The sequence below is a fragment of the Sphingobacterium sp. BS-2 genome (assembly GCF_046161205.1).
GTDB lineage: Bacteria > Bacteroidota > Bacteroidia > Sphingobacteriales > Sphingobacteriaceae > Sphingobacterium > Sphingobacterium mizutaii.
The window spans coordinates 195,722-210,437 of sequence record NZ_JBIXGO010000019.1 but is presented as its reverse complement, the minus strand read 5'-3'; the positions used below and the strand labels follow the sequence as shown (position 1 = coordinate 210,437).

Below are 14,716 nucleotides of genomic sequence, written 5' to 3'. Positions count from 1 at the left end.
TTCTGCCATTAGCAGCATCTATAAGACTTAGGGAACATTTTAAAGATTTATTTTGTAATATTACATGACAAATTTTAACCTATAGGTTATCTCCCAATTCTATTTTATGAACTATTGCTTTAGATTTCTGTTCCTGGTATTATCAATTATTTCATTGGATTGCTTAGCTCAAGGCACAATTTCTAAACCACAGATTTTCAATTATTCCAGCAGCATCTATAAGGGCGGATTGCAGAACTGGTGTGTTGCCCAAGACTCTAAAGGGGTCATGTATTTTGGAAACAATGAAGGTTTGCTGAGCTTTGACGGTAGAAATTGGCGGATTTACCCCCTTCCTAACGCCACAGTGGTACGTTCTGTTGCCATTGACAAGAATGATCGGATATATGTAGGCGGACAGGATGAGCTGGGCTATTTTGAAGCTGATGATAAAGGCATGTTGGTATTCCATTCCTTGAGGGAGAAGCTGCAGGAATCTGAACGGTTTTTCTCTGATGTATGGCATACAGAGATCCTAGGCGATAATATATTCTTTCATACCTCCCTGTACATATTTAGGCTCAGCCATGAAAAGATGATCGTGGATCGAGCCCGCAGCAGTTGGCAATTTTTGGGGCAAGTGAATGGGGATATGTATGCCTATGAAGCTGAAATGGGCTTGATGCAATATGAAAATGGTATCTGGAAATCCATACTGAAATCGACGGATATTGCTAATGATGTGATTACGGATATCGTCAGTTATAATGCGGATACTTTACTTATTTCTACGCTAAGGAATGGTCTGTATACTTATATCAATGGGCATATAGCACCTAAAATCATAAAGGGTTATACCAACCTCAATTCATATCGTATTTCATGTCTGCAAGATCTTGATAATGAACGATACGCAATAGGCACTAATTCTGGCGGATTATTTATCATCAATGCTTCTGGGGATGTGATGCAACATTACGTCTACAAAGGCGGACTGCAGACCAACCATATCCGTTCTATATTTACCGACAAAAACTCCAATCTCTGGTTAGCAACGGATGACGGGATTGATTATATCACCATCAACAGCAGCGTGGGATACATCCAACCGGATCAGAACACCACGATCAGCGCCTATTCGCATTTAATTTTTGGCAATCGTCTTTTTATTGGAACATCGAATGGGCTCTATGCTACTGATCTGATGAATGGGACGGCCGGCCTGGATATAGGCATGGCTCAGGCCAACTTCAAAAAGATTGCACATAGCGATGGTCAGGTTTGGTCATTAAATGAGTTTAACGGAAGGCTTTTAATGGCGCATGAAGACGGTAGCTTTGAAATCAAGGGGGACCAAGCCACCGCAATCTATCGATCAATTGGAACTTGGCTACATAAAGCGACGACGAGGGTACTGCCCTTTGAGCGCCTGATTTCGGGCACGTATGCTGGCTTATGGTTAATAGGCTTTGATGGTAATAATTTTAATGATTTAGGCCATATCCATAAATCCAACGAATCGCTGCGATTCATCCATTATGATGATAATGCGAATGCGGTTTGGGTTTCCCATCCTTACCGCGGGGTATCTAAACTTTGGTTGTCGAAAGATTTCAAGGAGGTCGTCAAAGAAAAAGCCTATACCCTTCCAGAAGCAGCATCCTCTACCCTTCATAATTATCTGTTTTTCATCAAGAACAAGGTGATTGTTTGTAATCCTAATTTTATCTATGAATATGATGAAAAAGCAGATCAGTTTGTGAAATCATCGGATTTTGAAGCCCTTTATGATTTGCCAATCCAATACATGAAGGAGGACAAGTTTGGCAATATTTGGTTCGTCAGCAATAAGCGCTTGAGCGTTCTGGACTATTCGAAGGCTAGCAAGGATCATCCATTTGTGCTCAACCATTTCCCAATGCTCAATGGAAAGATCTTGGGTGGATTTGAATCCGTTTATGTACATGATTTAGAGAATGTCTTTATCAATGGCCAAAAAGGGGGAATCCTTCTGAACTATAAAGGATACTTGGAGAAGGCGATCAAACCGAATGTGCTGCTCCGTCTGATCAAGATATCGAATCGAGCGAAAGAGGAACAGGTTCTTTATGGCGGAAATGGAAGCACGGAAGCCGAAGAACGTAAAATCCCCAATGCCTTCAATACGGTACACTTTGAGTTTAGTTCAACAAATTATGAGCAACAAGAGCAGGTAGAGTACAGTTACCTATTGGATGGTCTGGAAACAAAATGGTCTTCTTGGAGCAATAAGGGCGACAAGGAATATACGAATCTAAGGCCCGGTGACTATGTATTCAAAGTCAAGTCCCGGAATGGTGTTGGTAATGAATCTGAAGAAGCTACCATTGCCTTCACAGTGGCCCCACCTTGGTACCTGCATCCCATTATGTATGTGCTGTACGCCATTTTCTTTATTTCATTCCCTTTCTGGATCTTGGCTATGCAGCGCAAAAAACTCAGAAGGGTTCATCAGCAAGAATTGCAACTCACGCAGTTGGAGATTGAGAAAAAAGAAAAAGAGGTCATCAAATTGCGCAATCAAAACCTAGAAGCCGAGATAGGCTACATGGACAAGGAACTGGCTAATCTAACCATGAACATTATCCAGCGAGGTGAGGCACTTGGGAAGATCAAGGAGGGAATCAATAAATCTATGGAAGGTATTAAGGATACCGAGCTGAAAAGTAATTTCAAACAATTGACGAGGATCATCCGTTCAGCGGAACAGACTAATGATGATTGGGAGAAATTCAATATCCACTTCAACCATGCCAATGAGAACTTCTTTTTGCGATTGAAGAAAGAGCATCCAGATTTGACCCAGAAAGAGCTGCAGTTATGTGCTTTTTTAAGGATGAATTTGTCCTCCAAAGAAATCGCACAGCTGATGCATGTTACAGCAAAGGCGGTTGAGGTGAGTCGATATAGACTTCGAAAAAAACTGAAGATTGATCCCGAAATCAACCTCTACAACTACCTATTGGAGTTTGCCAAACCTGAAACGCCAAATTAACAGGTTGTCGATTTTTGATTCATTTCCCAAAAATGAAGCAAAAAGCATTTTCCGGAACAGCATCAACATAAAACATTGATAATCAATGTTAAAATTGACTGCTGTAGGGTTACTGTAGGGTGTAAAAAAGATTGAATGAGTCAAAAAATTCTCTGCTGTAGTGGTAATTGTTTAACTGAAAAAATACATCCTATTCTTCCCCAATATAACTTTGATTTATCATGATCGGCCCGTAACCAAGCCAGCATGATTTTTCAATTATATCACCATGTTAATTTATTTTCCTTTTATGAGATTAAAAATTTTACATGCATTCATACTGATTTGCATGTGTATTTCTGTAACGGATCTGAAAGCGCAGACTTTATCGATCCGTGGACAGGTAACGTCCTCAAGTACTGGAGAACCCATCTCTGGCGTGACGGTATCTGTCGAAGGTAAAAGACAAGCTACGAGTACTGATGCCGATGGCCAGTATACCCTTGAATTTCCGGGCACTACTGCGACCCTGAGGTTCTCCCAAATCGGGAAGATCTCTAAGTCGGTGGAAGTGGGCCAATCTGGAGTCTATAACGTCCAGTTGGAAGATGGTTTGGACGAACTAGAAGAGATCGTTGTGGTTGGATATGGCACGCAGAAGAAGAGCGTCGTAACGGGGGCTATCAGTAGTGTAAAGGGCAGTGACCTGGAAACTATGCCGGTTACCCGATTAGAACAGTCTTTACAGGGTAGAGCTTCAGGTCTGACCATTGCGTCTAACTCTGGAGAGCCAGGTGCTTCTTCTACCATTAGGATCCGTGGATTTACTACTTTCGGAAACAATAATCCACTTTGGGTAGTGGATGGAGTTGTTGTGGACGCTGGAGGGATCAGCTATTTGAACCAATCGGACATCGAATCCATCGAAGTGCTGAAAGATGCTTCTTCGCAAGCGATCTATGGTGCTCGAGCAGCTGCGGGGGTTATCTTGGTAACGACCAAAAAAGGTGCTCAGGGAGCTATCCGCATCAACTACAATACCTTTTTGGGTAGTTCAGCTCCTGCCAGGAAGCTTAGTTTATTAAATGCCACGGAATATGCCACATTGAGAAACGAAGCTGCCTTGGCCGCTGGAAATGCACTTCCGTTCAGTGATCCTGCTTCTTTGGGAGAAGGAACAGATTGGCAAGAACATATTTTCAATAGAAATGCCTTCCGTCAAAACCATGAATTGAGTTTGAGTGGAGGAAACGAGGTTTCTACCTTCTATACTTCCTTCGGTCTAATGACCCAAGAAGGTATTGTAGCATCTGAGATTTCAAATTATAAAAGAACAAACATCCGCTTGAACTCCGAGCATAAGGTAGCTAGATGGTTAAGATTCGGTCAAAACCTAGGCTATTCGCATGAAAGAGGTCAAGGTGTGGGAAATACCAATAGTGAGTTTGGTGGTCCTTTATCATCGGCGATCAACTTGGATCCGACTACGCCATTGATCATTACCGATCCAGCGATGCTAAATAATCCGAGCTTACCGTATGCTACGCAGGCAGTTCCTCGTGATCCGAATGGAAATCCTTATGGTATTTCCCAATTCGTTGCGCAGGAAATGTCGAATCCATTGGCGTACATCCAAACCCGCCTAGGCAACCATGGTTGGTCGGATAATATCGTTGGAAATGTATATGGCGAGATTGAGCCTATCAAAGGTTTGAAGATCCGTTCCACATTAGGTTCTAAGCTATCTTTCTGGGGAAATGAAAATTTCAATCCAGTGTATTACCTGAATGCCGTAATGAGAAGAGCGCAGAATGACTTTTCTCGTGGGACCAATAGAGGCTTCGATTGGAACTTAGAGAATACCATTTCTTATCAATATACCATTCAAGACCATAATATTTCTGCTTTGGTTGGTCAAGGAGCATACTATGACAACCGCGCAAGAGGTATTTCGGTAACCTACTTTGATATTCCTGTCAACAATTTTGATGATGCATCGCTGAATTACAATATCCCAGCAGACCAAAAGAATTCATCTGGCTATGAGAACGTGGGACATACAGTTTCTTCATTATTTGCCAGGTTGAACTATAATTACAAGGAAAAATATCTAGCTGAAGGATTGATCAGAAGGGATGGCTCATCTCGATTTGGGGCCAATAACAAATATGGTATTTTCCCTTCCTTCTCTTTGGGATGGGTAGTGAGCAAGGAAGATTTCTTGATCGACAATCCTAATATCAACATGTTAAAGATCCGTGGTGGATACGGTGTGGTTGGTAATGATAACATCGGTGACTTTGCTTTCCTATCGACTATTGGTGGTGGACGTAATTACACTATCGGATTGACTGATATCTACACAGTAGGAAATAGCCCGAATGCACCATCAAACCCTGATTTGAAATGGGAGCAAACCAGTCAAGCCAATATAGGTTTGGAGTTGTCTTTTTTAAGGAATTTCAATTTGACTTTTGATTGGTTCAATAAAGTAACAACAGGCATTTTACAGAACCCGCGTATCCCAGGTTATGTTGGGGCGATTGGAAACCCGGCTGCCAATGTTGCGGATATGAAGAATACAGGGGTAGAATTGGAGTTAGGCTATAAAAACAGATTAGGCGAAGTTAATTTCTCCTTGAACGGAAATGCTTCCTATCTAAAAAATGAGGTGACCGATATCGGTGCGGGCGTTAGTTTCTTGAATGGGGCTGGATTTCAGGCATCGACCTACAACATCACCCGTACCATGGTAGGTGAAGCTTTCAATTCATTCTATGGATTCAAAACGATGGGAATCTTCCAAAACCAAGGCGAGATAGAAGCTTATAAAAATGCGGATGGTGCCTTGATTCAACCTAATGCACGTCCTGGAGACTTCAAATGGGCTGACTTGGATGGCAATGGAGCCATCGACGCCAATGATAGAACCTTTATCGGCGATCCAACACCAAACTGGTCTTTTGGATTTACTTTGAACTTGGAATGGAATAATTTTGATGCTTTAGTCTTTGGACAAGGGGTAGCAGGAAACAAGGTATTCCAAGGTTTGAGAAGGCTAGACATCAACAATGCCAATTACTCTACCCGTGCGTTGGGCAGATGGACCGGCGAAGGAAGTTCGAATGACTATCCACGTTTAACGGATGCGGATGCGAACAACAACTTCACGAATCCTTCCGAATTCTACTTGGAAGACGGAAGCTACTTCCGCTTGAAAACTGTTCAGATCGGTTATTCTATACCATCAGACATAACCAGGAGAATCGGCCTTCAAAAAATTAGGCTATATGCTATGGCTGAAAACCTGCTGACATTTACAAAATATACAGGTTATGATCCGGAAATAGGGGGCGGTATCATGAGTATTGACCGCGGGATCTATCCGCAAGCAAGGTCATATATGTTCGGTCTTAATGTTGCATTTTAATCTAGATTAGTGATGAAATTAAATAATAAATTATTCCTCATACTTATTGCTTTCTCTTTGTTGGGGCAATCCTGTTCTGATAGCTTTTTGGAACTAAAACCTAGGGGTACCGACTTAGAAGAAAACTATTATAGGAATCGACAAGAGGCCTATAACGGTCTTGTCGCGGTGTACGATGTGGTGGGTTTCCAGAGTTCAAGTTATGTGACCAAAATACTAGCTGCTTCTGCGGCTTCTGATGACCACTTTGCAGGTGGTGGTGGATCCTCAGATTTACCAAATATCCAGGCCTGGTCCAATTATTCGGTGAGCCCAGCGGTGGGTCCTCAAGAAGATTTATGGCGTAGAGGTTATATGGGCATCATGAGGGCGAATGTACTGCTTGAGAAATTGCCGAATATCCCTATGGGTGATGATGAAAAGGCTAGGTTTACCGCAGAAGCGAAGTTCCTTAGAGCGTATTTCTATTTTGACTTGATCCGTTACTTCCGCAATATCCCATTAATCCTGAGCCCGCTTGTAGGTGATGCCATTTATACAACTCCTCAAGTGGCACCACAAGAGGTCTTCGCTGCAATGGAGAAAGATTTAACAGAAGCAATTCCGGTCCTTCCGATCAACATAGACTTAGGGACTGAAGCTGGTAGAGCTTCACAAGGGACTGCAAGAGCCTTATTAGGCAAGGTATATCTGCAACAGGAGAAGTTCACGGAAGCTGCTGCACAATTCAGTGAAGTGAATGGCCAACCGGGACAAACCAGCAAATATGGCTACAAGTTATTAGCTAATTATGGAGACCTTTTTAAGGTCAGCAATAAGTTCAATAGCGAGTCGATCATGGAGATCTCCTTTACCAACACTTCGGTTGGAGACTGGGGCTGTATCGATTGTACAGAAGGCAATATCTTGAATATCATGATTGGTCCCCGCGGATATGCGCCAGGTTCAGGAGCTCCTGATTATGTCGCTGGTTGGGGATTCCTGCCTTTGACTACCGGCCTTGTGGACTTGCTAAAAGGAGATCCTAGGTATCAATATACCGTTGCGGATATGAATCAATTGCAAGCAGATGGTAAAGCATCCTATACCCCTGGATATATGGATACAGGCTACTTCTTGGAGAAATATGCTGGTAGAGAGTCTAACAGATGGACTGGCGCCGGATCATTTGAGCTTAACTTCCCACAGAATATTTATGATATCCGCTTGGCTGATACCTATCTGTTGGAAGCCGAAGCCTTAGTTAGAGGCAATGGAAACATAACGCGCGCTGGGGCCCTATTAAACGCTGTGAGAGCGAGAGTTGGCCTGCCGGCAACTACTGCAACCTTCGCGAACATCAAACGCGAGAGAAGGCTTGAATTAGCTGGTGAAGGCCAGCGTTGGTTCGACTTAGTTCGTTGGGGAGATGCAGCAGCTGCCTTATCAGCTAGAGGTTTTGTAGCGGGGAAACATGAAGTATTACCAATCCCATTATTGGAATTAGATAATACGGAATTGGAGCAAAACAAAGAATACGGAGGCACGAAATAATTGACTGAATTATGAAAACGATATATAACAAAATATTTAATGCAAATCTCTGGAAGATCATGCTTTTCTCGATGATCGTGATTGCCTGTCGTCCAGAGGGTGATAACCTCACTTTAAGCGCTTTACCGCAACCAACCTTTCAGGCTGTGGAAATTTCACCAGGCCGTGTGCAGTTGACAAACACGACCAACACCCCTACGATTGCCAGTTGGACAATCGTATCGAGTGGACAGAAACTTACAGGCGATGTTGTAGAAGTCGCTTTGATATTTGCGGGCAATTATGATGTAAAATTGGATGTAGTGGGGCAAGGCGGAATGGCAAGTGTGACCCAGCCTGTTACGGTTAAACAAAACGATCCTAATGCTTGTGATGCTAAGACAGCGCTGGGTTTCATTGCCAGCTGTACCAAGAAGACTTGGAAGTTAAATCCTCAAGCAGGAGCCTTTAAAGTAGGCCCAGGTGCAGACAATGGAGATTGGTGGAGCAGTGGCGCAGGCGAAGTTACAGGCAGAGCCTGTGAATTCAATGATGAATTTACCTTCTCCTTCAATGCAGAAGGAACCTTTGCCTACGATAACAAAGGCGATTACTTCGCGGATGGTTACCTAGGCAATAAGACTACCACTTGTGAACCGGCTACAAACTTAAAAGGTGAACAGGCATTATGGAATTCTGGGAATTTCAAATTCTCTGTTACTGAAGGGACTGGGGTCAAAAAACTTGGCCAATTGCGCTTAGTTGGTAAAGGTGCACATATCGGAGTTAAAAAGGCTCATAACGGCGGTGAGACCCCTACAGGGCCTGCGAATGATTATGTGCTATATGATATATTGGAGATGACCAAAAATAAAGATGGAGCTGGTTATGATATTCTTAAGGTCGGTGTGAACATTGGCGGAGACGCTTGGTGGACCATGACCTTACGTTCATTCTAATCAGTATCAGTTTTATTTAATAAACAATTTAAAAATGAAGAGAAATATGAGCTTTTGGATCTTACCTATCCTTGTATTACTGTCCTGTTCAGATAAATCAAATGTGAACAACATTGTTATTCCTGAGCCTCCTCCGGCTCCGAAACCGAAAGAATATAAGTTCTCGGAGGCACCGGTTTGGTTTGATGAATTCGACAAGGATGGTTTGCCCAATACCGAACTATGGAACTATGATGTAGGTAGAGGTGATAATGGTTGGGGTAATAATGAATTGCAATACTACACCAATGCCCGTCCGGAGAACGTGAATATTGCCGATGGCATATTGAGCATTACGGCCATTAAAGAAAAATTTGAAGGTGCGGACTATACTTCCACTAGATTGATCAGCAAGGGAAAGGGTGATTTCCTATACGGCAGGTTTGTGGTGAGGGCGAAGGTTCCAGCTGGCAGAGGTACTTGGCCTGCTGCATGGATGTTGCCAACGGATTGGGCGTATGGCGCTTGGCCAGCATCCGGAGAGATTGATATCCTTGAACATGTAGGCTATGAACCGGATGTAGTGCACATCACGATGCACACCAATGATTACAACCACATCAAAGGAACCCAAAAAGAAGCCATTAAGAAGATTCAAAATGCGACCACCGAATTCCATGAGTACCGTGTTGACTGGACGCCAGATTATATTAGGGGTTTTGTAGATGGAGAACAGATCCTACACTTCCCGAATGAAGGCAAGGGTAGTGATGTATGGCCATTTGATAAAAAATTCCATTGGTTGTTGAACCTAGCCGTTGGAGGTAACTGGGGAGGTTTGAAAGGCATTGATGAAGATTCATTTCCGAATGTTTATCAGGTAGATTATGTACGGGTTTATGAATTATTGAATCCGTAATTAAGAAGATCGTTTTAAGTGGCTAGTATTTGTACCTTAAATACTGTTACTGATGTGATGATTGGGGGTGAGAAATAGCTATGGTGATTAAGCTAGATCTTGCCCCTTTATCTTTGTTCTTCAGGCTTCACATTGGAGAATTCCTTTCTTTTATAGCCAAAATTTCTCCAAAAGCATAGTGGGCTATCCCTTGTAATCCAAATATTGCAAACCGTAGTCCTTTTATAAGACTTATAACCAGATTAATAGGCGAATCAAGCAATTTCAATTTTTATAGCCCTAAAACTCTGCGTTCCTACAACAGGAATCTCTTAACCTATTATTATTTTGATACAATTTATCCTAATTATTAATCTAAAACCATCTGCAAGGAAATAAAAATTAAAAACTTGACATTTTAAATAAGCAATTAACTACATGGTCGTTTTGGAGTAGACAAAAAGCTACAAAGATTAAATGAAAGTTAATTTATCTTTTCTTTCGGGATTTAAAAAGTTAAATTAGAATAGATAGAGCTCCCAAATATCTGACCAATTGTTAATAGAATTTTGAATCAGAATATTTATTAAATGCAAGTAAGACATGATTTTATCCCTTATCTCCATATTTTTAGTTTTCAATATTTTGCTCGTCTTGAAGTTTATACATGGTGTAAAAAGACAAGCACAACATTGGGGACTTTGCACCATTCTATTACTAACCGTTCTATTTTTAACGATCATCCCCTTCTTATTTCTGATTGATGAAGAAGCACATTTTTACATCCTCAACATTCCAATTGGTTTTCTGTATGGACCTGCGCTCATGGTGCTTTCAAGTAGTCTTCGTGGCATCCCCAAAAAAAATCTCTGGGTACATTTAATTCCATTTGTATGTTTTTTTATTATTTATCTGGTATTTGTCAACAACTTATCTTTCGAATATAATTCCTTCCTGAACTTTGTCCCGTTATTTAATTCGGGCTTTGTTCTACTACATTTTCTGATCTATTTTGTCCTTATTCCTCCCAAATACTTTTTAACAAAGTTGAAGGAAAGGATAGAATTTCTTCCCCGCCTCGTTGTCATCTTTCTATTTGCTTCTATCATTAGCATAATATTCCTTGCATTAACGAGTTTTACCAAGGACATAGAGTTTATTTGGGCAAGTAGGCTCATCTTAATCAGCATATTCCTAACTACTTTAACCGTCCTTTATTCGGCAAATATTAATTACCAGCGTGCAGAACTCACCCTAGTAGAAAGGGAAAGTGAGCCTGGAATTTATGATATCAACTATTACCAGCCCGCAAAACACAGATCCAATTCTTCCCATCCGAATTCAGAGCTGTTCTTGGCATACAATGTAAAGATTATAGAATTTGTCAATTCCTTGGGTTATCTCGATAGTGAGCTAACGAAAGAAAAGTTCAGTTCTGATTTAGGGATCCCGATCCGACATGTGAGTCAATTCTTAAAATACGAGTACGGAGAAAGCTATACGAGCTTTATCAATCAATTAAGAATGGCTTATGCAGAGAAGAAGCTCAAGGACCGCGTGATGGACCATACCATCGAGGATCTAGCCAGTATATGCGGTTTCAGTTCCCGGGCTTCCTTCTACAGGAATTTCCAAGCCATACATGGCTGTTCACCACATAAGTTCAGGAATGACCAACTTATAGCTCAATAATCATCCCCGAGCCTATACCTGGCCCCAATCAGGAGCTTCCATACAGTTTGCTATCCTAGCCCTAGCAAGCATTCCTCTTTTCCAGAGAAAGAAAAAAGCCACTCAAAAAGAACCAATTATTAACCATTCTAAAAGCAGCTGCCATGGGCAAGGTTTATTGCTGATCTATTTTTCAGCCTCCTTCCTATTTCTCTCCAAGTAAAATCGGCTTCTCTCAGGGAATTATCTAGGCTCAGATTATTTTGATTATAGCCCAATGTACACGGGTTGTCCACCCCATTTGTCCTTTTTTGAGCTGCTTAACAAAACGGAAAAAGTTTATTTTAATAGTAAATTTGGTTTTCCACCAAATAGTTTGAAAAACCATCAGTTCAAAATATAGACATCTGAATATCAACGTCATATATATTTAACTAGGCTAATACTCATCCTAAATATCGGTGTCCGTTATTGTCATGTTTTCCGAAACCGGAGAAAATGAGACAATTAATCCAATCCTAATTAATGAGCTTTGTCCAAGCGAGAATCGATGAAATGCAACGCCAATTATACGTTACACTTCCCTCCAATTCTAGGCAAAATCAAGAGATTGCCTTTTAATTAATTATAATAAAAATATTGATTATGAACTTTGAATATATCATGTACTACCTCAATTATATAGGTACTATATTCAGCGGATACCCGCCAATCGCTAGAGTCACTTTTATAATGGTTCTTTTTTTAATAGTAGTAACCCTACTAGCTTTTGGCCGCCTATTAGTCATAGGCTATCAATTAAACAGGACTGAGAGAAAGAAACAGAAAACTTCGGACCATTTCTATGATAAACTTTCCTTTATCATAAAAAACCCTTCGATCTACGAAAAAGAAGAGATCCAAAGATTATTGGAGTTCAACATCACGAATTTGAAAAATTGGAAATCCGATTATGTAACCGATGTTTTATTGGAAGTAAAACACGAACTGATTAAAACCGGCCAATTCAATGACCTCAATTACAAGAACTGTCTTGAAGCCTTAGGCCTAATGGGCTTTTGGGAGAAAAGAATTAGAAACTCAGGCTTTGATAAAAGAAAAGAAGCCTTGTTGGTCATTGGCGAATTTGACAATGGTGTAAATACCGGTGTCCTTTCTAAGTCAACCTTCCATAAAAACAAGGATATCCGGAAAGCCGCAAGAGATCTATATACCAATCAAGACAATTATAACCCCTTCCGCTTTATGGAAGAAAACTTCGATGAGGAGTTTACCCAATTAGACAAGCTTCGTCTGCACTCAACTTTAATCAAGAGATCAAGGGACGGAAAACTACCAAACCTGTTGCGCTGGGTAAATAGCTCCAAGAACCCTAAGTATATCATCTTCATTTTGAGAGAAATTGGATATTTCAAACAAGAAGAAGCCTCGGAGACCTTGATCGACTTGCTGGACAAGTACGAGAACCGAGATATCCGTGTCCAAATGGTGGAAACCATTGGCGAGCTGGGTTACTTTGAAGGTATCCCTAAATTAATAGATCACTATACCATGGAGACTACGGTTGTCCGTGAGGCCATTATCCGGACCATGGCCATATTGCCTTGCCAGGAGTCATTGGCATTCTTGGTCAAGAATTACAAATCAACTGATGATAATAACAGCAAATTAAACATTGCGAGAGCGATCAGCCAACATGGGATCGAGGGCCAACAGGCACTTGAAACACTTAAAAACGAGGTGTCAAAGAACAAAAAGGAAGCTGAAAACATGCTATTAGCACAAGTAACCAATGAAAAGAACTTTACAGTAGCACAATATCAATCCAATGGCCTATTTCTTTAACTATTTGATTTACTTCTATGCCACGACCCTAGCGGTCTTCTATCTGGCATTAATGGTAATGAGCTATTTCAAAACGATTCGCTATCGATTTAAATACACGAAGCGGGAAGAGAACTATTTGAAGAACTATCCTGACCAAGCTCCAGGAATATCAATTGTTGCACCTGCCTTTAATGAAGAAGTGATTATCTCAGACAGTGTTCACTCGCTGTTGAATCTAGATTATCCAACATTTGAAGTGATCATCGTGAATGATGGTAGTACCGACAGGACTCTCGACATCTTGAAAGAGGAATTCGAACTGACGGAAATCCCCTATTACTATGTCTACAAGGTGTTCTGTCAACCCATAAAAAGGGTTTTTCGATCCAGCAATCCCGAATTCAGTAAGCTTATTGTGGTCGATAAAGTCAATGGGGGTACTAAGGCCGACGCCATGAATGCAGGGGTAAATATTGCTCAATACGATCATTTCATCAATACAGATGTAGACTGTATCCTTTCTGAGGACACCTTGAGCAAAATCATTCTTCCTGTCCTTGATTCCGACACACAAGTTATCGCTGTTGGAGCCACCATGCGCATGGTAAATGGTTGTAAGGTCGAGAAAGGAAGGATAACCCGGGTGAAAGCGCCGAGTCGACTGATTCCACTTTTCCAGGAAACTGAATATTTAAGGTCATATCTAGTTGCAAAAATGGGTTGGTCGATGATCAACTGCATTCCAAATGTCTCTGGGGGCTTCGGTCTGTTTGATAGACAGGTCGTAATCTCCGCTGGGGGCTTTGATTCTTCCTCTCATGCGGAGGATATGGACATGACCGTGAGGATGGTTGCGTTTATGCGGGAGAACAAAAGGAAATATAAAATAGTTCAATGCCCTTATAGTCTATGTTGGACTGAGGGGCCTCCTAATATAAGCCTCTTGAACAGGCAGAGAACAAGGTGGGGACGCGGGATGCTTCAGTTCATCGTAGATCACCGAAAATTCCTCTTGAACAAAGATTATGGAAGAATGGGACTGATCGTCATGCCTTATATTGTTTTTTTTGAGTTCCTGGCGCCAATCATTGAATTTGTGGGCTTTCTATTCTTCTTGTTTTTAATGCTAACCAATCAGGTTAACTTCGAGACCTTTTGGATGATGCTGCTCTATGCCTATTTAATCGGATTGGTGGTTTCCGTAGTCACTGTTTCCAATGATTTAGTTCTAGGAAAGTTGTATCGAAATTTCTGGGAATATCTCAAGCTGGTGTTCTTTGCTGCACTAGAGGCTTTCTTATATCACCCTCTGGTGGTTTTTTTCACCTTGAAAGGCTATGTACAGTACATCAGCAAAAAGGATTTCAAATGGGGTCAGATGACCCGACAGGGATACGCACCAAATAAAAACACAAACACCGCAACATAATATGTTAAAGAGATTTATA

The 14,716-nt window shown here is 41.3% G+C and carries 8 protein-coding genes; all 8 read left to right on the top strand.

Features of this window, described 5'->3' with window-relative positions:
* Positions 1-106: 106 nt before the first annotated feature.
* The 8 genes from ACK2WI_RS12835 (at position 107) to ACK2WI_RS12800 (ending at position 14,697) form a co-directional block, all read left to right on the top strand.
* The gene (locus ACK2WI_RS12835) at positions 107-3,013 is read left to right on the top strand and encodes a triple tyrosine motif-containing protein (RefSeq protein WP_409151202.1); all 2,907 of its coding nucleotides are present in this window, start codon (positions 107-109) and stop codon (positions 3,011-3,013) included.
* A gap of 289 nt (positions 3,014-3,302) precedes the next feature.
* Positions 3,303-6,422 (top strand): SusC/RagA family TonB-linked outer membrane protein, encoded by a 3,120-nt coding sequence (locus ACK2WI_RS12830; protein ID WP_409151200.1) that lies wholly within the window; start codon positions 3,303-3,305, stop codon positions 6,420-6,422.
* A gap of 12 nt (positions 6,423-6,434) precedes the next feature.
* The gene (locus ACK2WI_RS12825; protein ID WP_409151198.1) at positions 6,435-7,955 is read left to right on the top strand and encodes a RagB/SusD family nutrient uptake outer membrane protein; all 1,521 of its coding nucleotides are present in this window, start codon (positions 6,435-6,437) and stop codon (positions 7,953-7,955) included.
* An 11-nt stretch (positions 7,956-7,966) separates the two neighbouring features.
* Positions 7,967-8,893: a hypothetical protein gene (locus tag ACK2WI_RS12820; RefSeq protein ID WP_409151196.1), complete on the top strand. Its 927-nt coding sequence runs from the start codon at positions 7,967-7,969 to the stop codon at positions 8,891-8,893.
* Between the two features lie 34 nt (positions 8,894-8,927).
* Positions 8,928-9,791 carry a family 16 glycosylhydrolase gene (locus ACK2WI_RS12815; protein WP_409151194.1) on the top strand — a complete coding sequence of 288 codons (864 nt, stop codon included), beginning with the start codon at positions 8,928-8,930 and terminating at the stop codon, positions 9,789-9,791.
* 1,026 nt (positions 9,792-10,817) lie between these two features.
* Complete coding sequence (locus ACK2WI_RS12810) at positions 10,818-11,462, top strand: helix-turn-helix domain-containing protein (protein ID WP_409151192.1); 645 nt, start codon at positions 10,818-10,820, stop codon at positions 11,460-11,462.
* A gap of 624 nt (positions 11,463-12,086) precedes the next feature.
* A complete protein-coding gene (locus tag ACK2WI_RS12805; RefSeq protein WP_409151190.1) occupies positions 12,087-13,286 on the top strand; it encodes a HEAT repeat domain-containing protein in 1,200 nt (399 codons plus the stop codon).
* The gene (locus ACK2WI_RS12800; RefSeq protein ID WP_409151188.1) at positions 13,270-14,697 is read left to right on the top strand and encodes a glycosyltransferase family 2 protein; all 1,428 of its coding nucleotides are present in this window, start codon (positions 13,270-13,272) and stop codon (positions 14,695-14,697) included. The genes ACK2WI_RS12805 and ACK2WI_RS12800 overlap by 17 nt, the downstream gene beginning before the upstream one ends.
* Positions 14,698-14,716: the final 19 nt, after the last annotated feature.